General features: G+C 71.3%; 20 protein-coding genes and 1 tRNA gene. 7 read left to right on the top strand and 14 right to left on the bottom strand.

Annotation, left to right across the window (positions count from 1 at the left end; translation table 11 throughout):
* The first annotated feature begins 288 nt into the window (after positions 1–288).
* Positions 289–1,101: an IclR family transcriptional regulator gene (locus ACZ43N_RS18740; RefSeq protein ID WP_468098706.1), complete on the top strand. Its 813-nt coding sequence runs from the start codon at positions 289–291 to the stop codon at positions 1,099–1,101.
* Positions 1,102–1,959: 858 nt separating this feature from the next.
* Here the strand turns inward: ACZ43N_RS18740 and ACZ43N_RS18745 are convergent.
* Complete coding sequence (locus ACZ43N_RS18745) at positions 1,960–2,883, bottom strand: hypothetical protein (RefSeq protein WP_468098707.1); 924 nt, start codon at positions 2,881–2,883, stop codon at positions 1,960–1,962.
* Positions 2,884–2,960: 77 nt separating this feature from the next.
* On the bottom strand, positions 2,961–3,788 hold the full coding sequence (locus tag ACZ43N_RS18750) for a hypothetical protein (protein ID WP_468098708.1): 828 nt from the start codon (positions 3,786–3,788) through the stop codon (positions 2,961–2,963).
* 273 nt (positions 3,789–4,061) lie between these two features.
* Here ACZ43N_RS18750 and ACZ43N_RS18755 point away from each other — a divergent pair, with 273 nt between their 5' ends.
* Positions 4,062–4,751 carry a hypothetical protein gene (locus ACZ43N_RS18755; RefSeq protein ID WP_468098710.1) on the top strand — a complete coding sequence of 230 codons (690 nt, stop codon included), beginning with the start codon at positions 4,062–4,064 and terminating at the stop codon, positions 4,749–4,751.
* 200 nt (positions 4,752–4,951) lie between these two features.
* Here ACZ43N_RS18755 and ACZ43N_RS18760 read toward each other — a convergent pair whose 3' ends face one another.
* The 7 genes from ACZ43N_RS18760 to ACZ43N_RS18790 all read right to left on the bottom strand — a co-directional run bounded on the left by ACZ43N_RS18760 (position 4,952) and on the right by ACZ43N_RS18790 (position 11,419).
* On the bottom strand, positions 4,952–5,674 hold the full coding sequence (locus tag ACZ43N_RS18760) for a PaaI family thioesterase (protein WP_468098711.1): 723 nt from the start codon (positions 5,672–5,674) through the stop codon (positions 4,952–4,954).
* A 109-nt stretch (positions 5,675–5,783) separates the two neighbouring features.
* The gene (locus ACZ43N_RS18765) at positions 5,784–6,155 is read right to left on the bottom strand and encodes an ArsR/SmtB family transcription factor (protein ID WP_468098713.1); all 372 of its coding nucleotides are present in this window, start codon (positions 6,153–6,155) and stop codon (positions 5,784–5,786) included.
* A 213-nt stretch (positions 6,156–6,368) separates the two neighbouring features.
* Positions 6,369–6,743 carry a roadblock/LC7 domain-containing protein gene (locus ACZ43N_RS18770; RefSeq protein ID WP_468098714.1) on the bottom strand — a complete coding sequence of 125 codons (375 nt, stop codon included), beginning with the start codon at positions 6,741–6,743 and terminating at the stop codon, positions 6,369–6,371.
* A 310-nt stretch (positions 6,744–7,053) separates the two neighbouring features.
* A complete protein-coding gene (locus tag ACZ43N_RS18775; RefSeq protein ID WP_468099047.1) occupies positions 7,054–7,893 on the bottom strand; it encodes an RNA polymerase sigma factor SigF in 840 nt (279 codons plus the stop codon).
* 156 nt (positions 7,894–8,049) lie between these two features.
* Entirely contained in the window at positions 8,050–9,633 is a 1,584-nt protein-coding gene (locus ACZ43N_RS18780; protein WP_468098716.1) for an FMN-binding glutamate synthase family protein, read from the bottom strand.
* Positions 9,630–10,865 carry a PP2C family protein-serine/threonine phosphatase gene (locus tag ACZ43N_RS18785; protein WP_468098717.1) on the bottom strand — a complete coding sequence of 412 codons (1,236 nt, stop codon included), beginning with the start codon at positions 10,863–10,865 and terminating at the stop codon, positions 9,630–9,632. The genes ACZ43N_RS18780 and ACZ43N_RS18785 overlap by 4 nt, the downstream gene beginning before the upstream one ends.
* 107 nt (positions 10,866–10,972) lie before the next feature.
* Positions 10,973–11,419 carry an ATP-binding protein gene (locus tag ACZ43N_RS18790; protein ID WP_468098719.1) on the bottom strand — a complete coding sequence of 149 codons (447 nt, stop codon included), beginning with the start codon at positions 11,417–11,419 and terminating at the stop codon, positions 10,973–10,975.
* 216 nt (positions 11,420–11,635) lie between these two features.
* Here ACZ43N_RS18790 and ACZ43N_RS18795 point away from each other — a divergent pair, with 216 nt between their 5' ends.
* The 4 genes from ACZ43N_RS18795 to ACZ43N_RS18810 all read left to right on the top strand — a co-directional run bounded on the left by ACZ43N_RS18795 (position 11,636) and on the right by ACZ43N_RS18810 (position 15,883).
* Positions 11,636–11,998 (top strand): STAS domain-containing protein, encoded by a 363-nt coding sequence (locus tag ACZ43N_RS18795; RefSeq protein ID WP_468098720.1) that lies wholly within the window; start codon positions 11,636–11,638, stop codon positions 11,996–11,998.
* A 205-nt stretch (positions 11,999–12,203) separates the two neighbouring features.
* A tRNA-Pro gene (locus ACZ43N_RS18800) sits at positions 12,204–12,275 on the top strand.
* Between the two features lie 3 nt (positions 12,276–12,278).
* Entirely contained in the window at positions 12,279–14,594 is a 2,316-nt protein-coding gene (locus ACZ43N_RS18805; RefSeq protein ID WP_468098721.1) for a hypothetical protein, read from the top strand.
* A 182-nt stretch (positions 14,595–14,776) separates the two neighbouring features.
* Positions 14,777–15,883, top strand: coding sequence for a ricin-type beta-trefoil lectin domain protein (locus ACZ43N_RS18810; RefSeq protein ID WP_468098723.1), 1,107 nt, complete (start codon positions 14,777–14,779; stop codon positions 15,881–15,883).
* A gap of 166 nt (positions 15,884–16,049) precedes the next feature.
* Here ACZ43N_RS18810 and ACZ43N_RS18815 read toward each other — a convergent pair whose 3' ends face one another.
* From ACZ43N_RS18815 to ACZ43N_RS18830, 4 genes are all read right to left on the bottom strand, one after another.
* Positions 16,050–17,255: a DUF418 domain-containing protein gene (locus ACZ43N_RS18815; RefSeq protein WP_468098724.1), complete on the bottom strand. Its 1,206-nt coding sequence runs from the start codon at positions 17,253–17,255 to the stop codon at positions 16,050–16,052.
* 365 nt (positions 17,256–17,620) lie between these two features.
* On the bottom strand, positions 17,621–18,601 hold the full coding sequence (locus ACZ43N_RS18820; RefSeq protein ID WP_468099048.1) for a LacI family DNA-binding transcriptional regulator: 981 nt from the start codon (positions 18,599–18,601) through the stop codon (positions 17,621–17,623).
* Positions 18,602–18,783: 182 nt separating this feature from the next.
* Complete coding sequence (locus ACZ43N_RS18825) at positions 18,784–19,713, bottom strand: anti-sigma factor RsbA family regulatory protein (RefSeq protein WP_468098725.1); 930 nt, start codon at positions 19,711–19,713, stop codon at positions 18,784–18,786.
* Complete coding sequence (locus ACZ43N_RS18830) at positions 19,710–20,069, bottom strand: STAS domain-containing protein (protein WP_468098727.1); 360 nt, start codon at positions 20,067–20,069, stop codon at positions 19,710–19,712. Before ACZ43N_RS18830 ends, ACZ43N_RS18825 begins: the two co-directional genes overlap by 4 nt.
* 479 nt (positions 20,070–20,548) lie before the next feature.
* Here ACZ43N_RS18830 and ACZ43N_RS18835 point away from each other — a divergent pair, with 479 nt between their 5' ends.
* Positions 20,549–21,445, top strand: a complete 897-nt coding sequence (locus ACZ43N_RS18835; protein ID WP_468098728.1) for a hypothetical protein — start codon at positions 20,549–20,551, stop codon at positions 21,443–21,445.
* A gap of 78 nt (positions 21,446–21,523) precedes the next feature.
* Here the strand turns inward: ACZ43N_RS18835 and ACZ43N_RS18840 are convergent, their stop codons facing one another.
* Entirely contained in the window at positions 21,524–23,908 is a 2,385-nt protein-coding gene (locus ACZ43N_RS18840; RefSeq protein ID WP_468099049.1) for a GAF domain-containing SpoIIE family protein phosphatase, read from the bottom strand.
* Positions 23,909–24,043 lie beyond the last annotated feature (135 nt).

Consider the following 24,043-nt stretch of genomic DNA (forward strand, 5'->3'; position numbering starts at 1 on the left):
CGGCGCTCGCTCCGGGGTGGGGAGCCTGCCGTCGGGCGATGCCGGGGGCGCCCCTGGCGTGAGGCGATGCCCGAACGATCTGGTCCGTGTAGTGGATCGAATGGACCGATTGGCGGGAAGATACGGTCCCTGGTACGGGACAGGCAAGAGTTTTCGCAGATGTTTCCGGCACGGTTCGGCTGCCGCGCTTCCTGTGATCCGCAGAACGGACTACCGTCGAGGACGGGAGCAGGCTCCCGAGCGGCACCGGGTACGCTCCTGTGTGCAATCGACTGGGGAGGCGGAAGAGTGGCGAGCAGCGGCGTGGGGGTCGACTCGGAGAAGGAGCTGGCCGGCACCGGAGTCCGCAGTGTGCGGCGCGCCCTGGACATCCTCGGCCTGCTCAGCGAGGAACGGCCCCTCATCACACTGCGCGAGATCACCGAGACCACCGGTCTCCCGAAGACCACGGTGCTGCGCCTCGTCCAGACGCTGGAGGAGAGCGGTCTGCTCTGGTCGGACGGCAGCGGGTACATCGCCGGCCCCGGCCTGTGGCGCTGGGCCTACCTCGCCCGGGGCCAGTGGGAGATCCCCCGCAGCACCCGCAAGGTGATGCGCGACCTGGCGGACCGGCTCGGCGAGACGGTCAACATCTTCGTCCCCCGCGACCTCCACCGCGTCTGTGTGGCCCACGAGGAGAGCCCCCACCCCCTGCGCCACGTCGTCGACGTGGGCGACGAGCAGCCGCTGTGGGCCGGCGCGTCCTCGAAGATCCTGCTGCGCGACGCCCCCGACACCCTGCTGCGTCGGCTCGCCGTCGCCTCATCGTCGAACGACGAGACCTACGCGGACCGGCTGCGCGCCTCGGCGCAGGAAGCGGCGCGGCGGGGATACGCGGTCAGCAACAGCGAGTGGGACGAGGGCCTCACAGCCGTCGCCGTCCCGATCACCGGCGCCACCGGCGCCGTCATCGCCTCACTGTCGGTGAGCGGCCCGAACCACCGCTTCCCCTACGAGGCCGTCGAACGCTTCGCCACCGAATTGACGGACGCGGCACGCCTCATCTCCGACCAGGGCTTCACACGGCCGCTCAGCGGGGGACGCCAGAGCAGAGCCGACTGACCGTGTCACGAGGGACGGCTGCCGGGTCGGCCTGGACAGCGGTCGTCCATCTCGTCGGCAGGGTCAACTGCCGGGCGTCGCCGTCACCCCCGTCGCCGTGAGCGCACGGAGACCTGTTGTCCCTGACGTTGCTCCACAGGGGGCGGGAGCCGACCGTCCCGGTGAACGGCACGTAGGAGCGGTCGTCGTCCGTGGCCATCTCGGATGGACCTCGGGGAGGGCGTCGGGGCGGACGGAGTTCTCGATCGGCTTGGGGTCCTTCCAGAACTCCCCGACGGGCAGGCCGGGCATGGCGGGCCCCCTTCATCGTGGTTTCCCGGCGTGAACCCCGACGGAGTCCGTGCCGTCCCTCCCCCACCCGGCGAACCCGACCGTTTTTCGGATTCCGGACATGCGACGCGCTCTCATGCTCCGGGGCAGACAGCTCGCTCCGCACCCCCAGCAGGTCGCGCGGCGCGGCGGTCAAGCGCCACGCGGGATGTGGACATCGGTCGTCCGGCACGGGACTCGGCGGTTGCGGACGGTACGCGACCAGGCGCGGCCCGGGTTCCGCCCGCGTCCGGGGCGGGTCCGGCACCCCGACAGCCGTCGCCATCTGCGCCGTGTCCGCAGCGCAGGCGTCGTAGACGCTGGGGCGAAGGGGCGGCCGGACCGTACACCTCGGGCTGGGCGGCGCAGGACACCGTCCGGCGCGACCCGACCCAGCCGCTGGTCGCTCCCGCGTCATCCGGCTTCTCGGAGAGCTGCGGCTCCGGCCTCGATCCCACCGGCACCCTCCAGGTGCGCTGAGGCCCTGTCGTGGCCGCGAGGACAACCGCCGGGTCAGGGATACGCGCTGTCCCTGGCCGCCGCTCGTGTTCAGAGGCCCCGGGTGATCGTCTTCTCGCGCATCATCCTCTGCAGTTCCCTGTCCGACAGCGGGTGCAGGGTGTCCAGGACATGGCGCAGACCGGATTCGTCGAGGAACTGGCTGGAGACCTGGACCTCCGTGCCGTGATGGCGGCGGACGAGGCTGATGTCGCGGCCCCCGCCGGGGAATGCGCGGATCACGCGCATCTCGCCGTGTGTGTCCACGGTGCAGGTGACGTCCTTGTCCACGAGCTGAGCGCAGGTCGCCGACGGCGTGAGCGGCGAGCGAACCGTCAGGCCCGCGTATCCGCTCGTATGCGGATCGACGGGGCGGTAGTCGACGACGAAGGAGGACGGTCCGAGCACAGCACGGGAGAACTGCATCCCCGCGGGGGCGTCACCCAGGTACAACAGCTCGGGACGCTCCCGGTACCGCGCGACCTCCGCCGCGTGCCGGCGCTGCTCCGCCTGCGCCGGACCGATCAGGCCGCCGTGGACCACACCGAGCGCCAGCACGGCCACCGCCCCCAGCCGCACCCACCGGCCGGGCACGAAGAAGGCGGCGGCCACGGCGTACGGCACCCCCGTCAGCGCGATCCGCGTGCCGGCGCCCCCCAGGTCGACGCCCCCACCGTAGGCGGCCAGACCTGCCAGGACGCCGAGGGTGCCGAGGACGAACACCAGGACCGCCCAGCCGAGCCGTCGGGGCCCGGAGTCGCACATCGGTACGACCGTCCGCGCGGTCAGGCCCGCCGTGGCCAGGAGAACCACCGTCAGCGGCATCCCCACGACGAGGGCCGTCGCGGCCGCTCCCGTGCCACCGCCCCAGCCCGCCATCACCACCCCGAAGCCGAGCGTCGGCACCGCGGCCGCCATCATCGCCCAGACCAGCAGGAGATGAAGTACCGTCAGTGTCCCTCTGCCACTTGTCATCCCCGAAGCCTGCCAGCCCGCGTTCGGGCGGACATGAGTTCTCCTACTCAGTGCGTCGCGGGGATCCACTCGGCGATCTACTCGACGTCGACGAGGACGCCCGGTGAGAACGTGGCGGAGAACAGGTCGGTGCCCCGGTACCTCAGCCACCACGAACCGTCCCGGGTGACCGGGTAGGACGTACCGGTGATCCCGGAGGCTCCGGTGGTCAGCGCCCGTACCGGCTCCACCGTCCGGCAGGGACTGGCGCAGAACTCGAGTTCGACGGACTGACCGGAGCGTCCGGCGTAGGTGTCGGCCTCCCAGTCGGCCCCGGTGAGCCGGCCGAGCATCCCGACGTCACGACCCGCGGGGACCGGGTTGGGAGAGGCGACGAAGGTCAGCTTGGACCTGCGCTGCAGCTTGAGGGCGTCGGGGAAACGCTGGGTGGTGATGCTGCTGCCCGGATCCACGTCGATGTCGTTGCTCGCCACCAGGGCCCACATCCGCCAGTTGCCGGCCCAGTCGTTGGTGACCTCGGCGCTGCCGCTGTCGATGCGGAACCACTCCGTGCACACCGCGGTGGTCGCGCTGGTGGGTGTGCATCCCGGGGCGGGCTCCGAAAGGCCGTCCAGCATCTGCCCGCCCGGACCGAACAGGTTGATCTCGATGCCGTGGCGGTGGATGCCGGCGTCGGCTCTGGCCGTGACCGTGGCCTGGAAGGTCAGCGACTGGCGGGGGCCCAGCACGATGGGCCGCCCGCCGTGGACCAGGACGCCGAGGATTTCAGGCGGTGTCAGGTCGTGACCGTCGGCCCGGGCCGAGGGCACCGTCGCGCACACCATCAGCAGGGCGCCGAGCACGGCCGCGAGAGTCGCCCGCCGAGCGGGCGCGGGTCCGGCCTCGGATCTGGCGCTGGTACGCATGATGCCCCCATGACTCGTCGTCGGTGGGCAGAGGGTATGGAGCGCCGGCGGCCCCCGACACCGGCGGCGTCTGCTCCGGTACACGGTCATGACATTCGTGACGGGCACGGCTCGATCCGAGCTCCCGCCGGAGTTACAGAACAGGGACAACTCGGTGCAACCGTGTATCACCCGTCCGCGTCTCCGACCGTGCCCAGCGGAGAGGCCGGGCCATAGCGCTACCGGGAGTGACGAGTGAACCGATCCAGGGGATGTGCGAGACGGGTGTCCCAGATGGCTGCCGCAGGGCTGATCGCGGGGCTGGTCGTGGCCTGTGGGCCGAAGGACCTGGCTCCGGGTGAGGCGGGCGGGAGCGAGAAGCCGGGCAAGGCGTCGAAGTCCGCTGCCGCAACACCGGCGAAGACGCCCGACAGTCCGGCGAAGACACCTGGTACCCCCACCAAGACGCCGTCCGCGAAGCCCAGTGGCACGGCAGCCGGTGGCGTCAAGGCCCTGACCTGCGCCCAGTTGCAGAACGCGTCCCTGGACGGCGGAGGGCTGGAGGGGTACGGCATCGCGGGAGCCTCTCTCAGCGCAGGGCGGTGGGAGGGGCCGGACGGTGTGGTGATCGAGCTGCAGCCCCAGTGCGACATCGGTGACATCACCGGGGACAACGCGGCCGACGCCGTGGGCGCGCTGAAGATCTCGACCGGGGGCACGGGCAAGTTCTACACGCTGGTGACGTGGCGCAACGACGGCGGCACCCCCGTCCCCGCGGCGGTCGCCGAGCTCGGCGACCGCACCCCCGTCGTCTCCGTCGAGTTCCCGCCCACGGGGACGCCGCGCCAGGTGACCGTCGTCTACCGGACACGCGGCGACGACGATCCGGCGGCCGTCGTCACCCTCACTCGTACCGCGGTGTACGAGGTCAGCGGTGCCTCCATGGTGGAACTGCACCACAGCGACGCCCCGTACACGCCGTAGTCGGCGGCCTGGCCGGGGATCACCCGATGGTGAAGCCGGCGGGAGACCCACCCCCGGCCAGGACCCGGTCCGCCGACGGGCGGGCGCACTGCGCCGGTCGATGCGGGCCCGGCCCGTACGACTGCGCTCACGGGCCCTGCCCCGCCGGCTGCCGTCCTTGGCCTGCGGCGCCGGGCCGGCTCCGTTCGGCAGCGGCGGTTTCAGGGCGCAGGCCGTGGGTCGATCCACAACGACTCGGACGTGGCGCACAGTTCGCCCTCGGCCGTGGTGAGCGCGACACCCATCGTGTGCTTGCGGCCGGACTCCGACAGCAGCCAGGCGTACACGACGTAAGGCTCCCCCGCCGCGACGGGCCGCAGCACCGTGCCCGTGAGGGAGGCGGTGACCGCGCCCGGGCGCTGGGTGCCGAGAAAACGGCCCGCCCAGTGTCCAGGGCAGTCCAGGGCACCCCAGGCCAGGGGGACCGGGAGCAGGCCGCCCGAGTCGGCGAAGACCCGCGAGGGGGTCCACGCGCAGGCCACGACGTCGAGATCCGGCACCGGCGCGCAGTACACACGCAGACCGCGATCAGCGGTGCGCAGGCCGCACCCGAAACAGTCGACCACACCCGGTGGCGGCGTCGCCCGGAACCTCTCCGACGCGGCGGCCGCCTCGTCCCAGGAAGGCGCGGTCGGCACCTCGAGCGGCAACTCGGCCGCGCGGGCGGAGGCAAGGGGCCGCTCGGCCTCCCCCAACTCCACGCTTCCGTCCGCGGATTCGGCGATCCGTACGGGCACGCCGACCGGCACCGGCCCGCGGAAGTCCACCCGTACGGTCCTCGCCCCGGACCTCTCGGCCAGCACGCCGGCGACATAACCCCCGAAAGCCACTCCGGGGTAGCCGACATACAGCTCGGGCACCACGATCGCGTCACTCGTCGTCATGATCCCCACTTCACCACATCCGCGGGGGACGGCAACGGCAGGAGCAGCGGCAGCCGCCCCGCAGCCGCCAGGTTTCCCTGCACCTCCCGTCCGCACGGAGGCCGGCGACTCAGGCGCGTCGGCCGGCTCCGCCCGGCGCGAGGGCCGGCTGGAACTCCGCCTGCTGGAGTTCCGCGAGCAACTCGCTCTGCCCGGCGAGTAGTTCCGTCAGGATTCGGCGAGCCGCGCGCAACAGGTCGGCCACATCGCCACCGGCGAGCGCGTAACTGACCGTGGAGCCCTCCCGGATGGAGACGACGATCCCCGAACGGCGCAGGACACCCAGCTGCTGGGAAAGGCTGGACGGCTCGATCTCGATCTCGTTGAGCAGGTCACGAACGGCCAGAGGGCCGCTTTGCAGCAGTTCCAGGACCCGGATGCGCACCGGGTGTCCGAGCATGCGGAAGAACTCGGCCTTGGCCTGGTAAAGGGGGACCTGCATGAGAATCGCTCGCTCCCTGCCGCGTTCGACGGGCTTTCTCTCGGCACGGCGGCCCAGATGCCACCGCGGGCGGCTCGACGGGGGCGACGCCGCCTGCTGCGTCAATCCTCGCCGATCCGGCCCCGCACACCCACGGCTTTGACCTCATCTGGATATTCCCAGTTGAAGAAGTCTTCAAGTCATGGGCGTGCGAGGCCGTGAACAGCGGCACTTCTATACGTGGAGGTCCGCTTCGACGCGCTTGAGTTGATGCCGGGCCATGGCGAGGTTCGATTTGCCCCTGTCGAGCACGAGATAGAGGAACAGGCCGTTGCCACCGCGGCCCTTGAGCGGCTGGATGATGTGGTATTGACTGCCGAGCGTGATCAGCATGTCCTCGATCTCGCCCGTGAGCCCCAGGTGCTCCATGGTGCGGGTCTTGGCCCGGATCACATCCGTGTTGCCCGCTGCCGCGACCGTCAGATCGAGGTCTTTCCCGCCCCCCAGCGTGCCCAGCGCCATACCGCTCGTGTAATCGACCAGCGCGGCCCCTAAAGCGCCTTCGATCGACGTCATGATCTCCTTCAGCGAGATCTCGACATTGCTCATCCCGGCATCTCCTCCAAGTCACTGCGCGGATCGGGCATCGCCCTCTCCGCCGGTGCAAGGACCCTACGAAGTACCCGCGACGGGCAGCGCTGTTGTGCGGTTGTTGTTCGGTACTGAACGCAGGAGTGGTGAATTGCCTTAGGCCGCTTCGATTTTGACCGCTCATGCACACGGAAGAATCGGCGCCCTCATCCACTCCCCGTTTGAGGGATGACCTCCGCGAAGCCGAACCGAACCGAGCCGAGCCGAGCACGGCGCGCCCCCGGCTCCCCCTGGGGTGCTCACAGCCGAGCGTCGCCCTCTTCCGGTGTCACCCGCCGCTGAGCATGCCTTCGCGCAGTCGGGACAGGAGGCGGGAGATCAGGCGGGAGACCTGCATCTGGGAGATGCCGAGGCGTTCGCCGATCTCGGCCTGGGTGAGTTCCTCCACGAACCGCCAGTGAATGATCTTGCGATGGCGTTCGTCGAGTTCGGCGATCATCGGGGCGAGTGCGTGGAAGTCCTCGATCAGACCGAAGGCGGCGTCCTCGTCCCCGATGAAGTCGGCCAGCGCGGACTCGCCGTCCTCGCTGCCGGTGATCGCCGCGTCCAGGGAGGCCGACTTGTAGCCGTTGGAGGCGAGCCGAGCCTCCACGACCTCGTCCTCCGGGAGGCTCATCAGCTCGGAGAGCTCCCTGGTCGTCGGGGTCCGGCCGAGTCGGCTCTGCAGTTCCTCGTTGGCGCGGGCCAGCTGGGCACGGGCCTCCTGGAGCCTTCTGGGCACGTGGACGGCCCATGAGGTGTCACGGAAGAACCGCTTGATCTCACCGACGATGTAGGGGACGGCGAAGGAGGTGAACTCGACCTCACGGGACAGCTCGAACCGGTCGATCGCCTTGATCAGGCCGATCATGCCGACCTGGACGATGTCCTCCATCTCCTCCGGCCCGCGGCTGCGGAAGCGACCGGCCGCGTAGCGGACGAGGGACATGTTCATCTCGATCAGCGTGTTCCGGGCGTACTGGTACTCGGGGGTGCCCTCCTCCAGTACCGCCAGCTGGTCGAAGAAGAGCCTCGACAGCTCTCGCGCGTCCTTCGGCGCGACCTTGGAGGGGTCCGCGATCTCCGGAACGTCCACCGCCCGCCCCGTGGTCCGTACGGTCGTCGCCATCGTGCGCCCCTCCCAGTCGTCGACCTCGTCCGCGCCGGCCCTTCGTCCGGCAAGCACGCGCCTACCCAGGCCGCCGAGCGGCATTCCTCCGACCTCCGGACTTTTTCCCGGTCCCGCTCGGTCCTCGCGAACCGCGGGGCGCGGCGGCCCCCCAGGTCAGACGGTGAAGCGGTCCGGATCGGCGGCCTGCCAGTCGGCCGCCCACGAGGCGGGCGGCTCGGCGAGCAGCCGGCCGGGGGCGAGCCACTCGTACAGCTCTTCGTAGGAACGCTCGGTGCACGGGTCGACGCGTCGGCGGAGCATGTGCGGGCGCAGTTCGGCGGGGTCGGTGACCCCCATGGCCGCCATGATCTGCAGGGCACCGGCCACGGTGGCCTCCTGGAACCGCCGGACGCGTGCCGTCTTGTCCCGCACGTCGAGAGCGCGGGCCCGCCGCGGGTCCTGGGTCGTGACACCAGTGGGGCAGGTGTTGGTGTGACACCGCTGTGCCTGGATACATCCGACGGCGAACATCATCGCCCGTGCGGCGTTACCGTAGTCCGCACCCTGGACCATGCGTTTGACCAGGTCGGTGCCTGTGGCGATCTTGCCGCTCGCGCCGACCTTCACCTCCTCGCGCAGGCCCACGCCCACGAGGGCGTTGTGCACGATGTGCAGACCCTCGGTCAGGGGGCTGCCGACATGGTCGACGAACTCCAGGGGCGCCGCGCCGGTCCCGCCCTCGGCGCCGTCCACCACGATGAAATCGGGTGCCGTGCCCTCCTCCAGCATGGCCTTGCAGACGGCCAGGAACTGCCGGCGTGAGCCCACACAAAGCTTGAACCCGGCGGGCTTGCCCCCGGACAGCTCGCGCATACGGGCGATGAAGCGCACCAGCTCGCGTGGCGTGGAGAACACCCGGTGGTACGGCGGTGAGACGACCGTCCGCCCCTCGGGCACGTCCCGGACCCGGGCGATCTCGGCGTTCACCTTGGCGCCGGGCAGAACACCGCCGATACCGGGCTTCGCGCCCTGCGACAGTTTCAGGGAGACGCACTTGACGTGGTGGTGTGCGGCTTTGTCCGCGAACTCGGCCGCGTCGAAGTCGCCGTCCTCGGTGCGGCAGCCGAAGTAGCCGGTGCCGATCTCCCACACGAGGTCGCCGCCCGGACGGAGGTGGTACTCGGACAGCCCGCCCTCACCGGTGTCCTGGGCGAACCCGCCCGCCGCCGCGCCCCCGTTGAGCGCGAGGACCGCGTTGGCGGACAGCGAGCCGAAGCTCATCGCCGAGACGTTGAGGAGGGCCATGTCGTAGGGGCGGCCGCAGTCGGGGCCGCCGATCCGTACCCGCGGCGGATCCTGCGGCACCGGACACGGCGCCATCGACGGGACCAGGAACTCGTGACCGGGCCGGTACACGTCCCGTTCGGTGCCGAACGGCTCCTCCGCGTCGGTGCCCTTGGCGCGCTCGTAGACGATGCTGCGGACGTCCCGGTCGAAGGGGCGCCCGTCGAAGTTCCGCTCGATGAAGTACTGCTGGAGTTCCGGGCGTATGCGCTCCAGGAGGTAGCGGGCGTGGCCGAGGACGGGGTAGTTGCGCAGTACCGAGTGCCGACGCTGGGTCAGGTCCCACACGGCCGGCACGGCGAGGCCTGCGAGCGGGAGGGCCGCGAACCACCAGTACGGCGAGAGCCCGAGCGCCGCGGCCGAGGCCAGGCAGGCGGTCACCAGAGTCAGCGCAACGATTCCGAAACGTGTCACATCTGCCGCGTTGCCCGGTCGCCCGTCGTCATGCGCGAAGCCGTGCGGGAAGCGGTCGGCCGGGGTGCGGGCGGGCAGCGGTTGCCGTGCCAGTCGAGGACCATGACCGTGGCGTCGTCCGCGAGGGTGCCCTGACAGGCGTCGAGCACCGCGCCGGTCAGCCGTCGTACGACTTCTCTCGGATGCAGGGCGCGGGTCTCGTGGACGAGCGAGAGCAGGTCGGCGGCGGCGGCACCGCGGTCCTGCATGCCGTCGGTGAGCAGGATCAGGCGGTCTCCGGGACGCAGGCTCAGTTCCTGCGCGCGGTAGGGGATGGGCGCGGCGACACCGAACGGCAGGTTGACGGCCAGTCGGACCTCCTCGACGGTGCCGTCGCGCAGCCGCAGGGGCCAGGGATGGCCGGCGTTGACCAGTTCGCAGACGCCTGTTTCGAGGTCGACGCACAGCAACTGGCCGGTGGCCAGGCCGCAGTTGTGGCGCAGCAGCGCCTGGTGGGCCTGTTCTGCCTGGTTGAGCGCGTCGCAGCCGCTGCGGCGGGCCCGCCGCAACGCGCCGATCAGCAGCGTGGCCAGCAGGGCGGAGTCCGTGTCGTGGCCCATGGCGTCGGTGATCGACAGATGCAGGGTGTCGCGGTCGAGGGTGTAGTCGTAGGTGTCGCCGCCGATGTCGTCGGCCGGGACCAGCCCGGCGGCGAGGGTGAACTGGTCGGCCTCGCAGCAGGGGGCCGAGGGAAGGAGCTGGTGCTGGATCTCGGCGGCGAGGCTGGTCTCGGTGGTGCGTCGGCCGAGGTGGTAGAGATCGGTGAAGCGGCGGTCCGTGACGATGATGTAGGCGAGCGCGTGGGCCGCGTCGCGGACCTGCCGCAGCGCGGTGTCGTCGGCGGACTGGAGGGTCACCTCCAACACACCGATGCAGTCGCCGCGGTTGGTGACCGGCGTGACGACGCGCAGTCCGTCCTGCCCCTCCGGCTCCACGTGCTGGCTCTGCCTGCGGAGGACACTGTCGTAGATGCTGCCGTCCAGAACGATCGGCTCGGCGTGGTCCGTGACCTCGCCGCCGGGCGCGGTGAGGCGCACCAGCCGCTGACCGATGAGGTCGGCGAACAGGAAGGAGACACGCTCCGCACCGAACCGCTTCTGCAGATCGCGTGCCACCACGTCGACGGACTCACCGGGCGGCGCCGCCTCCGCGGCGGCCAGCAACTCGCCCAGTTCCAGATCTCCACGCTCCACGACAACCTCCCGTCGGCTGCCGCAACTTTTTCCCCGGGTTCCCGCGATATCACCCGATGTGTGACAAGGAACGCAGTGCGTGCACCCGACGCGTTGCCGGGTCTCGTCTACGAAGCGTGACGGCCGGTGACGTCCCCGTCGGGATCGTCGGGAAGGGCGATGCGGACGGTGATGCGTTTGCCGACCGGCTCCCGCCGCACCTCGAAGCCGTGCGCGACGGCCATGACGATCTCCAGGCCGTGCTGCCCCACTCGTCCCGGGTCGGCGGCCCGGGCCACCGGGAGGACCGGGTCGCTGTCCCACACGGCCACTTCCACCATCGCGCCGGAGACACGCAGCTCCATCAGTACCGGGCCCGGAGCGTATTTGCGCGCGTTGGTGACGAGTTCGCTGACCACCAGCTGGGTGAGTTCCATCGCGCGCGCGGACACCGGAAGGCCGTGCTCGACCTGGACGCGGGTGAGGAAGTCGACCGCGCTGTGACGCGCCTGGGCGATGCAGGACCCGTCGCCGTCAAGGGCGACGGTGTCCTGGATGGGAGCGGCGTCGGGCATCACACCGCCCTCGCCGTCAGGAACTGATTCCGCCGGGTCCACTTTGATCCCCCGTTCACCTGCCTGCGCGTACCCCGCACCATGACTCACATGCTCCCTGAGAAGACCGACCCCAGGCATTGAACACCTGTTCGCCGTACCATCGTGGCAGGGTGCCGATGTACATCCTGTCGGAACCCGGACACGCATCAGCGAGAGCAATCGAGGACACGAGCCGTGACAGACCCCCATGGAACAGCCCGGTCCGGCCGGCTGTCGATCGGCTTCACGGCCGTCGACGGTGTCCGAGTGGTCACCCTGAGCGGCGAGATCGACCACACCGTCAGGGAACAACTCACCGAGGCTCTGCTGCCCGCCGGGGACCCGGCCGCGCGGACAGTGGTCGATCTCAGCGGTGTGACCTTCATGGACTCCAGTGGCGTCAACGTCCTCGTCGCCGCGCACCACGAGGTGAGTGACGCGCAGGGGTGGCTGCGCATCGCAGGCGCCCGGGATCCCGTACGGCGGCTCCTGCACATGGTCGCCTTGGACCAGGTCATTTCCTGTCATCCCACCGTCGAGCAGGCCCTCGCCGCCTGACCGCCGGCATGGGGCAGACGCTGCGGAGCGGTTGGGACCGTGCTGCCGCGAGCCCTTTTCGGGTGTGCGTCCCCGGACGGTCGGCATGCCGGCCGTCAGCGCGGCGCACTCGTCGGAGTCCAGGTACCGGAGCGCCTCGTCGGGGCGCGGACCGGCGGAAACCAATTGTGCGGTGTGCCGGCCCGCGTCTAGTTTCTGTGGGCATCGACGTGTAGCTCAGGAGAAGAGCGCCGGGCTCGGGACCCGGAGGGCGCAGGGGCGGAACCTGCCACGTCGACTTATGAACGAGAACGCTGAGCAGCAGCCCCTCACCGCGGCGCCGTCCTACGTGGCGGCCCAGCTGGCCAAGGCCTTCACGACCAGGCTGACCCATGAGGACGCCGACACCCGGCGCCGCGCCGAGGTGCGCGGACGGCGCTGGCGGCAGGTGCTCGCGGGGATGGCCGCGGGCCGGCTGACGATCGGTTCGCGGACCCCGGTCAGGGGGCTCCCGGCCTGGGTGACTCCCGAGGTGGTGCGGGGCGGCTTCGCGACCGGGACCGCGAGCGCGGGCGGCCCGCTCCAGCCGTACGAGATCGAGGCCGCGCGGAGTTTCGGGGTGCCCGCCGAGCGTCGCGCGCTCTTCGCCCACTGCCTCACCGAATCCGGACTGGCCTGGCTGTGGACCCGGTTGGACAGCGGCCACTACGAGGTCGGCGTCCCGGAGGAGGCCGCGCTGCTCACCCTGGCGTGGCTGGTGCGGCACGGAGAGCAGGACGCCGCGCTCGATCTCGCGGTGGAACTGGAGCCGTTCGCCGACCGGCTGCGGTTCCTGCCCCGCCCGGCGGACGGCCCAGCGCCGGACGCCACGGCCGTCCACCGGTACACCGTCTCCGACACCGTCGACACCCTGGTCCAGCTGCGGCCGAACGCGGCCGTCGAGACCCAGCGCGAGGCGCACGCCGTGTGGCAGCCGTTCGGCGACGAACTGCTCGTCCACTGGCTGCGGACGGCGCGGGACGGCAGGGTCCTCGAACTCCGCCCGGACGGCGACTGGTTGGCGGACGGTGAGGTTCTGCTCGGCCGCTACCGGCGGCTCGCCGCTGAGCACACCCGCTGCACCAAGCACCGCAACCCCAAGGAGAATGTGGGCATTCTGCGGGGCGCGCTGGAGGAGATCGTCGCCGGACGGCAGCCGGACGCGCGCCGGCTCGGGCTGCTGCGGCACGCGGTGGAGTCGATGGTGCGGCGGCGCGGTCTGCCCGGGTCCGACGCACACATGGCGCTGCGCCGGAGCCAGGCCGAGCAAGCGGCGCTCCCCTCCCACCATGCGCTGGCCCAGCTGATGCTGCGCCGCCTCGCCGCACTCCCCCAGGACACGGGCATCACCGATGTCGCCCCGCTGCTTCGCGCGGTGACCGAGGAGGAGGGCCGGGAGACCGGGCTGCCCATGGGCGCGGCCGTCCCGCCCGTGATCGGTCGTGTGGTCGAGTCCGCGCTGAGCGCCCCGGTCGGCACGCTCGTGGAGCGGGGAGTCGTCCCGTCCGCCGAGGTACTGGCCGAGCTGGTACCGCAGTTGGTCGCCGCCGCCACCGCGCGGGCATACCGTGACGAGGCGCTGCGGGCGCTGATGGCGGCGAACCACCGGGCGTTCCGCGACCGCCACTCCGTGCTGCTGCTCAATCTGGAGCGGCAGGTGCGCGTCGAGGAACTGCCGTGGGTGCGGGCGGTGTCCGGGCAGCGGTCCGCGGTGCTGGGCAGCACGGACGACGAAGGCGCGCTCACCGTGCTGCGGCAGCTGGGCGAGCTGGCCGTGCAGGCATTCCCCGGCACCGTCCTACCCAATCCACTGGTCCGTGAGCTGGGCGAGCTGGAACGTCAGTGCGAGCTCGGCGCCCCCTTCGTGGAGGAACTGGCCGCCGACATCTTCATGGGCACATTCAGCCCGAAGTTCCTCACGGCGGCACGGATCGCGGGGGAACTGCTCGGCGGCGGCACACTGTACGAGCGCTACTACGGCATCGACTACGGGGCGATCCGCAACCTCGCGATCACCGAGACCGGCGCGGCCCCGACCCGCTCGTACGGCGCCCGCACCTCTCCCGGTTTCGCACGTCTGTGCGCCGAGCGCGCCGGAACGCCGTCCGGGTTCCGGTCGGTCGCCGCCGCCGGCACGGTGATCGAGCAGGCGCAGATCCTCACCACTCACAACCTGGCCACACTGGTCCAGCGGGTGGGCATCACCCCGCGGCCCGGCTGGGCCGACCTGTCGCGCCGCTGCTTCGTGACGGTGTGCCGGCTGACCGCTCGGGTGCACCACAACCCGCGCCCACTGGGCACCATCAAGGACGCGGCGTACGCCTGGCGCCAGATGCTGTTCCACCTCTCCCTGTGCACATCCGAGGACCAGCGCCGGGTCATCGCCGGACTGCATGAGGAGGCGGCCCGTCACCCGGCCCATGTCGCAGCACGGTTGGCACCCGCGCTGGCGGGCCTGGCCCTCGTCGCCGAGGGCGGCGCCTTCGACGCCGACGGAACGACGGACGACGGCCGCGCACGACGCTTTCTCGGGTGGAGTACCGACGGCCACTGGATGCGCCACCCGCTCCATACATAGGATGTCAACGGCCCTTCCGTGATCTGGCCGACTCCGGAAGCCCTTCTGCGACCGCATCGCTTCAAAACTTCCCCATATTCATGGGATGTCATGGACGTGACCGCGTGATATCTATACGGGTGCGCTCGAACCGAGATCCGCCTCGTCGATTCGGCAATACCTCCCCAGAAGAGGACGTCCGCATGAGAAGGTCCTGGATTCTTCCCCTGGTCACACTTGCCGCCGCCACCTTCGGACTGACGGCGGCAGGGGTGACCCCGGCCTCCGCCGCCCCCACCACGCCCCTGCGGGTCATGCCGTTGGGCGACTCCATCACCTGGGGCGTCGGAAGCAGCACGGGCAACGGCTACCGGGCTGCCTTGTACAACAAGCTCGCAGCGGACGGCCATCCGCTGGACTTCGTGGGCACGGGGCGGGGCGGTTCGATGTCCGACCCCGACAACGAGGGCCACTCCGGGTACAAGATCCATCAGATCGCCGCACTCACCGACGCCTCACTGACCCGATACCGGCCCAACGTCGTGACGCTGCACATCGGCACCAACGACCTCAACGAGAGTTACCAGGTCTCCACCGCCGGCGCCCGGCTGAAGTCGCTGGTCGACCGCGTCACCGCCGCCGCCCCTGACGCGACCGTCCTGCTGGCGTCCCTGGTCGTGTCCACCAGTGGCTCGGAGGAGCAGTACCGGGCCGCGTACAACCAGGCCATCACGCAGATCGTGCGGGACGCGCAGGCCGCGGGCAAGCACGTGGCCCACGTCGACATGAGCGGCCTGACCACGGCCGACCTGGCCGACGCCCTGCACCCCAACGACGCGGGCTACCAGAAGATGACGGACGCCTTCCACCGCGGCGTCCGGGCCGCGGACACCGCCGGATGGCTGAGGAACCCCGCTCCGGCCCCCGCCCGTGTGCAGTCGGGGACGGCCGGCAAGTGTCTGGACGTCAGCGGCGCGAGCAGCGCCGACGGGACCGCCGTCCAGATATGGAGCTGCGGCGACGGCGCCAACCAGTACTGGTCCGCGTACACCGACGGCACCCTGCGTTCCCTGGGCAAGTGCCTCGACGTCTCCGGCGGCGGGACCGCCAACGGCACCAAGGTGCAGCTGTGGACCTGCCACGGCGGCGCCAACCAGGTCTGGCAGCCCTACGACGGCGGCTACCGCAACCCCGCGTCCGGCCGCTGCCTCGACGTACCGGGCTTCTCCACGACCGACGGCACACAGCTCCACCTGTGGGACTGCCACGGCGGCAGCAACCAGAAGTGGACCATGCTGACCGCCGGCTGACCTTCCGTCCGAGCGGCGGTACCGGGGGGCGTGCGCCCGGCACGCCACCCGTGGCATTCAGCTCGGCTTCGTCAGGAGCCACTGCTGCGGCGAGCCGTCGTCGGGACGGCCGCGCGGTCGCGATCGCTGCGGGGTCGGCGGCGGCCCTGGCCCGCTGCCCTCCCGTTCACCGGACATGGCGCGCGACACCGGTCGCCTTCGCCATCAACCACTCCAGGGGGCCGCGCGAGACGTACCGCGACCAGACGGTCGCGAAGACCATCACTGCCCCGAGGAAGCCGAGGAGGACGTGCAGCGGGGAGCCCGGCAGTTCCTCGATGCCCAGGACCTGGATGCCGACGATGTGGAAGACGTAGGCCGTCAGCGACATGGAGCCGACCGCGACGACCGGCCTGGCCACACGGCCCAGCCGGGGGAAGGCGTCCATGGCAGACAGACAGGCGGTCACGACCGCGATCGCCACACCGGTGCCGGCGACGATCGACAGGGTCGTCTCACTGTGCGGGGAGGCGACCAGCAGCGCATGGGCGCTGCCCCACGGGTAGCCGCCCGTGTCGGACCACCACAGGGCACCGGGGTCCCCGCCCCACGCGGACGCGCTGATCGCCGAGTACGCGCCGGGCACGAAGTGGATCGCCAGCCAGGAGCCCCCGTAGCCGACGACCGCGAGCGCGACACCGGTCAGCGCGAGCCGCCCGCGCACTGCGGTGGCGGTGAGGTCGAGGCGCGCGACGGCCATGCCGGCGATGACGAACGGTATCCATGTCAGGGCCGGGTAGCTTCCGGTGAAGAACAGCGACACGGGCCCGTCGAAGCCGTCCTGCGAGATGCCTCCGCGGGTCATGAGCGTCTGCTGTATCACGTACAGCACCTGGGGCATCACAAGCGCCGTGCCCGCCGCGATCAACGCCAGAGGGCGCGCGCCGAGCCGGTACAACGGCAGGACGAGGAGGAAGTACACACCGTAGAAGGCGAGGATCACCTCGACCGGGGTGCCGGACATCGTCAGCGCGGTGCCGACGGCCAGCAGGATCACCGCCCTGATGACCACCTTGGCGACGGCCTGACGGCCCGCCCGGCCTGTCCTCGGCACACTGCGCCCGGTGATGAGCACGACGGCGAACCCCGCCAGGAAGGCGAAGAGAGCGGATGAGCGGCCATGGGCCAGCTCCATCAGGAAGCCGGTCGCTCCGCCCTCAGCCGGATCAGGGCCGACATGGGCCGCATACATGCCGAAGACGGCGAGACCGCGGGCCAGGTCCAGGCCGATCAGCCGGCCCACGCCGGGCGAGCCGGTCGCGGGGTCGGTCGTGCGGTGTGTCCGGGTCTTGCCGTCGGCTGGGGGCTGGGCGGTGGCTGCGTGCTGTGTCATGGCACTCAGCCTCGAGAACGGGCGGACCGCGGAGTATCCGGCGGGAGGCTGCGGCGTCCCTGCCGACCGGAGGGTGCTCCCCCACCAGGCGGCGGGAGCCGTCCGTCCAGAGAGTGACCGAGTGCACCGGCCATGGCTCGCCCGGCGGGACGGGAAGGCGGCGCGGGCCTGTCCGGGGGCCCGGTCTCCGCCGTGCCGGCCATGGCCTGACGGGCCAGGCGGTCAGCAGGTGGAGTTGGTCCGGCTGTGCAGGCCGATCCGACAGGGCAGGCTGAGGCAGTCGCCGGTGTCGGCCCTGGGCACGGAGGTCCTCCCTTCGCTGACCGACAACCCATCCCGCGTATCCGCCGACCGGCGGCTCCGGCTCACTGCTCCTTCGGCGGAGCCGTGCTCTCCCGGACGGTGAGGGTGGTCGCCATCTCCAGTCCCCTCTGCGGCACGTCCTCCCCGCGGCCGAGGGCGAGCGCGAGTTCGGTGGCGGCGGTCGCCATCTCGGCGAGCGGCTGATGGACGGTGGTCAAGGGCGGGTCCATCCATGCCACGGCCGGTACGTCGTCGAAGCCCACCACGCTGAGATCGTCCGGGATGCGCAACCCGAGCTCACGCGCGGCCCGGTAGACGCCGACCGCCTGCATGTCGTTCGCGGTGAACACGGCGGTGGGCCGGTCGGGACGGGACAGCAACTCCCGAGCCGCGGCGTACCCGTGCTCGCGGGTGAGCTGGGTCCTGACCACCAGGCCGGGCTCCACCGGCAGCCCGGCCTCCGCGAGAGCGGAGGTGTAACCGGACAGCCGCGCCAGGCAGAAGGCGTGGTCGGGCCCGCTGATCATGGCGATGCGCCGGTGCCCCAGTCCGAGCAGGTGCCGGGTCGCCGCCTGGCCGCCCCGCCAGTTCGTGGCACCCACGAACGGCACGTCGTCGGGCAACTCGTCGATCGGGTCGAAGACGACGAACGGAATGCCCCGCGCCGTCAGTTGCTCGCGTTCCGCCTCCGAGAGCTGCGCCACCGACAGGACGCACCGGGGGCGCCGGCCGACGGTGTCGTCGATGGTCATGCCGGAGGCCTCATGGAGGCCGAACTCCGACACCAGCACGCCGATCCGGTTCTTCCGGGCCACGCGCTCGACACCGCGAATGATCTCCACGGCCCACATGCTCTCCAGTTCGCGGAACACCAGCTCCACGAGATTGCTGCGGTTCTTGGGAGGCTTGCGGTAACCGTGCTGGTGGATCAGTTGCTCCACACGGGCCCGCGTCTCGTCCGACACCCCCGACCGGCCGTTGAGCACCTTCGACACAGTGGGTACGGAGACGCCCGCGGACTCGGCGATGTACGCGATCGTCACCGATGCGGGTCCCTCGCCGCGCTCCCCGTGCTCCTCCGTCGAAGGTTGTCCCGCTCGGTTGTCCGGCACGGTCGCCCTTTCTCCTCCCCTGACCTGCTGCCCCGCCATTCTGGCACCTCGCGCCGAGGACCGGTGCTCAGGCGAGGCCCCTCGGCCGGCCCCACGACGACGCCCTCGGGACGTCAGCGGTCGAGGTGGAAGCGGACGGTGGTGCCGTCGTGGGCGGTGTGGAGGCGTACCAGGTCGGCGATGTAGTGGACCAGCATCAGACCGCGTCCGCCCAGCTGGTCGCGTGCCGGGGGCCGGCGCCCGGCCAGTGGATCGGTCAGCCGGCCGAGGTCGTGGACCTCGCAGAGGATCTGCTCGTCCTCCGCCCAGATGCGTAGCGTCCCCGATCCGCCGCCGTGCACCACGCTGTTGGTGGTGAGCTCCGCGACCGCCAGCGCCAGATCCTGAAGGCGCGCCTCGCCCAGGCCGAGTTGCCGGGCCTCGCGCACCGCGAATTCGCGGGCCCCCGGAAGTGCTTCCGCGTCGAACGGCAGGGTCGCGGCTCCCGGCGGGCTGGTGAGGGGCTGGTTGTAGCGGGCGACGACCCGCTCGGGCGCGTAGGTGTCGCTGGGCAGTTCGACGCCGGAGTCGATGACGACGGGGTGTGTGGCGCGGGCGTCGGCGAGCACCGCCGGCGCCAGGGCGTCCGCGTCGTACGGGCAGAGGATCGTCACCTCGCGGCCCTGGAAGGCCTGGTTGATGAGGGCCTCGTGCTGGACGCACGCCGGGTACTCCGCCGCCGAGCGGCCGGCCCAGATCGGCTCCCCGATGATCCTCACCCGGCCGCCCGGGTGGGCGTCGGCGAACGCACGCAGCACTCCGGGGATGATCCGCCCCGGATTGCGGCCCGCCCGCGTCATGTCGAGGAACTCGACCCGGGCGGCGTCGGTACCCATCCGGGCTCTGATCAGGTCGAGGTTGGCGCCCGGTACGGCGACCGCGACGGCCTCTCCGGCGGCCAGGCCGTCCCGAAGGAACGGCACGGTGCCCGCCGTGTACTGCTCCTCGCCCCGGTAGAACAGCGCGGGGTGTACGAAGGGTCCACCGCTGGTGGCCGTAGTCATCGCTGCGCCACCTCTATCGTCGGAAGGTCGGGCCAGAACAGGTCGAGGATGCGCGTAAGCTCCGGCGGCGGGCTGTGCACGACGATGCGGCCGGTGGTCAGTCGCTGCGCGGTGACCGCCAGCGCCGCCGCGCCCCCGACGTCGATGGACATCAGACCCGACAGCTCCAGATGGGTGACATCCCCATGGGTGCTCGCCACATCGTTCAGGGCCTTTTCCCAGGATGACCGGGTGATCACGTTGATCTCTCCAGCGGCACGGATCCCGGGGCGACCGCACAGCGAACGGATCTCCAGCGCGGCGCCCCCGGGCTGCGGCGCCGGGACCGTCCTGTCCACACCGTCGGCGGCATTCACGTTCCCTCCCCGCATCAGGTACCGATGAACGACACTCCCCCGTCTCGCCGCTCACCGCGCCGACGGAAACGACGGACCCAAGGACACGTCATCGTATAACCCACCGGGCGCAACGGAGTTCGGGACCTCTGGACGGCCGTTGCCGCGGGATGTCCGGATCCAGATGTTTGCGCGGTCACTTCGGGGACAGTCCAGAGCCTGCCATGGACACACCTGTTCGAGCGCCCGGTGCGGCGGTCGACCGACAGAGGGGGGGACCATCCGTGCTCACCCACACGGGACGGTGGCGGCACTTAGGGGTCCTTTCACTATGAGCGTCCGATCAGGCCGCGTGGTCCGGTGCCGTGCATCGCAAGGCGCCGGAAGGTCCTCGTAGCGGAGCTACTAGGACCTTTGGGCAACGCGGCGAGGTGCGGTGCCGGACCACGCGACCCGGGCGAGCATAGTGAAAGGACCCCTTACTCGGGGCCCTGACGAGCGTGGCCGTCGCGCTCGGACTCACCACGGGGGCGGCACAGTCCGCCGCGGCGGCCGACGGCACCCCGAGGGCCGTGACCGCCTATCGCCACACCAGCGAGGCCGGCGACTGGGTCGGGCAGGGAACCGGCGCGGCCTACACCTCGTCCACGGCGAGCATCACAGTCGACGGCGCCCCGGAGGTCGTACGGTTCCGGGTCGAGAACGACAGCGCCTGGTGGGACGTGGTGCTCGCCGCCCCGCACGGCGAGAAGCTGCACCCCGGCGTCTACCGTGACGCCGAGCGGGCGCACTCCGCGACCGGCCGTGCCCCCGGCCTCGACGTGAGCGGACAGCACCGCGGCTGCAACGTGGTGTACGGCCGGTTCGCCATTCACCAGATCGAGGCCGACGCCTCCGGGAACATCACCCTGCTGGACGCCACCTACACCCAGCACTGCGAGGCCCCGGACGCCCCCGCGCTCAAGGGCGTCGTCAAGTACCACGCGTACCCGCTGTCGTTCACCTACGCCAGCGATCCGGGCGACTACCCCGGCCAGGGCCGCTCCGGCACGCACACCGCCGCCACCAGCATCTTCTCCCTCCGGGAATGGGGCATCGGCGGCCTGTCCTACGACGTGTCCGGCAAGCGGGAAACCTGGTCGGCGCTGCTCGTCCCGCCCACCGGGGAACGCTTCGAGACCGGACGCGCCTACCGGACCGAACGCGGTAGCGGTCCCGGGGTCGCCGGCCTCGACGTGTCGGGTTCCGGCGGCTGCAACCGCAGCCAAGGAACCCTGACCCTCACCAAGCTCGCCCGGGACGCCGAGGGCACGGTCACGGCCTTCGCCGCCACGTTCGAGCAGCACTGCGAGGGGGCCGAGCCCGCACTGCGCGGGACGATCCGCTATTACGCCTGAAAGCGCGGAAGGCGCGGAAGGCGCGGAAGGCGCGGACGCGCGGCCCTGCGGCTCAGGGGTGAACCCGGAGGACAAGTCCTAGTCCACCCGCACCCCCACGATGCAGGTGTCGTCGTCCGTGTCCGACTTGCTGTACGTGAGCAGGCGGTCCAGTTGCTGGTCGAGCGTGGGGGGCACCGTGCTCGCGGCGGTCAGCAGCTGGGCCAGCGATTCCTCCACGGAACGGTCACGGCGTTCGATCAGGCCGTCGGTGTACATCAACAACGTGTCGTCGACGGCCAGCTGGACCTCGTGCTCCTCGTATGCCGCCTCGGGCAGGGCACCGAGCAGCAGGCCCTTGACCAGGGGCAGCGGTGCCGCCTCGCCGTCGCGCACCAGGACGGGCGGCAGGTGGCCGGCCCTCGCCCAGCGCAGGGTGCGGACCTCGGGGTCGTAGAGGCCGCAGACCGCCGTGGCGGTGACGGCGCCGTTCAGGTGGTGGGCCACCATGTTGAGCCAGGACAGCAACTGGGCCGGTCCGGCGCCCGTCACGGCGAGACCGCGCAGCGCGTTGCGCAGGACGACCATGCTGGTGGCCGCCTCGATGCCGTGGCCGGCGACGTCCCCCACACACAGCAGCACCAGCCGGGACGGCAGGACGACCGCGTCGTACCAGTCGCCGCCGACCAGGTTCTGGGTCTCCGCGGGCCGGTAACGGACGGCCACCCGCAGCCCGGGGGCCTCCAGCGGGGCCTGCGCGGGGGGCATGATCGCGTGCTGGAGCTGGAGGGTCAGCCGGTTGCGTTCGCTCGCCTGCTGCTCGGTGTGGGCGAGCTGGTCGCGGGTCGCGGCGAGGGCCACCTCCGTCCAGTGGTGGGCGGAGATGTCCTGGTAGGCGCCCCGGACGACGAACAGCCTGCCGTCGGAGTCGAGGACCGGCTCGGCCACCACGCGGATGTGCCGGGTCACACCGTCGGGCCGCTGGAGCCGGAACGCCGTGGACGCGGGCCGGCGGTGGTGCAGCAGGGTGCGCAGGAACCTGCCGATGGCGACCGCGTCGTCGGGGTGGGCATGGGCGGGCAGGTCCTCCAGCGGGACCGGGCCTGCGGAAGCCGGCTTGCCGTACAGACTGTAGAGCTGGCCGTTCCAGGTGATCTCGCCGGTGAGGAGGTTCTCCTCGAAGCCGCCGATGCGGCCGAGGCGCTGCGCGTGCTGGAGCAGGCTCGCCAGGCGGGCCGTCTCGTCCTCTATCCGCCAGATGAGCAGGACACTGCCCCCGTGGCGGCTGATGTTGATGTCGGCGACCGCCGCCAGCGGCACGTCGTCCACCAGGGCGGTGAGCCGCATGCGGTGGGCGCGGAACGGCTCGCCCGTGGCGTAGACACGTTCGACCTGCTCGAACAGTTCGCTGTCGCCGGCGGCCATCGGGTAGGCCTCCAGCAGCAGGGCCCCGTTGACGACACCCCGCGGCCGGCCCGCCGGGTCGAGGAAGCGCCGGTTGACGTGGTGGATGCGGAAGTCGACCAGTTCCCCTTCGGCGTCCAGGTGCGGGACGAGCACCAGCGCGGGGTCGTGGAGGCCGTCGGCCAGATCCATCAGTTCGGCGACGTCCGGCAGGAGCCCGGGCCGGGTGTCGCCGTCGGGCCGGCGCGGGACGTACGTCTCCAGGGTGTGTGCGCACAGCTCGGCCAGGGCCTCGACCTGGCGGACGATCTGCGGGGGCTGGGGCTCCAGCGGCGCGGGCCAGACGATCTCCAGCACTCCGTGGATGCGGCCCCCGGTGCCGGCGGGGACGGCGACGCGACCGCCGTCCGGGTGGTGGTGCTGGCCGATGGAGGGCAGACCGGTCTCCGACAGGCAGCCGATCCACTGGCCCGTCCGCTCGCCGAGTCCGCGGCGAGCCACGGTCGCCACACCCGGCGGCACATACCGCCAGCGGCCCGCCTCCGCCGCCGAGAACCCTGCGCTGCCGGCCAGGGTGAGGGAGCCGTCCGCGTCCAGCGCCCAGATGGCGACGGCCTCCGCGCCGAGCGGCGTCAGGGCGTGTTCCAGCAGGGAGTCGGCCACGGCCTGCGCGTCGTGGGCCGCCAGCGCTCCGCTCTCGGCGGTCCGCAACCGGACGGCGAAGGAGTCGCTCCCCGGCGGGCCGGTGGTGTCGCCGCGGTTCGCCGTGGTCGCGAGGAACGCGGAGGTCACCTCGGAGAGCCGGTCACGCGAGGCCTGGTTGATGACCTCGACGGCGAACTCCAGTGGTGTCACGCCCGCCTGCTCGGTCAGTTCGGCGAGCTGCCGAGCCGCCTGGGCCGGCCCGCAGTGGAGGCGCTCGACGAGGATGCCCTTGGCCAGTTCGACCAGGGCGCGGCCGTCGGCTTCCGCCTGGGCGGCCTGTACCTCGCGCCGCAGTCGCTCCACGGTCGCGGCGAGCCGTCCCACCGGGGACGGCTGCCCCTTCCCGTCCTCCTCTGCGATATCGGTGACGGCCATCGGGTCGCCGCCGGAGGAGGGGGCGACGGCCACCACGGCGGTGCCGCCGGTGGCGAGCAGGTCGATGCCCGCCGTCGGGTCGTCGGCGGACAGTTCGCCCGTCGGGGCGCCGGCGTCCGGCGGTTCGGTCGGCTG

The sequence above is a fragment of the Streptomyces sp. NPDC030814 genome, from assembly GCF_055572155.1.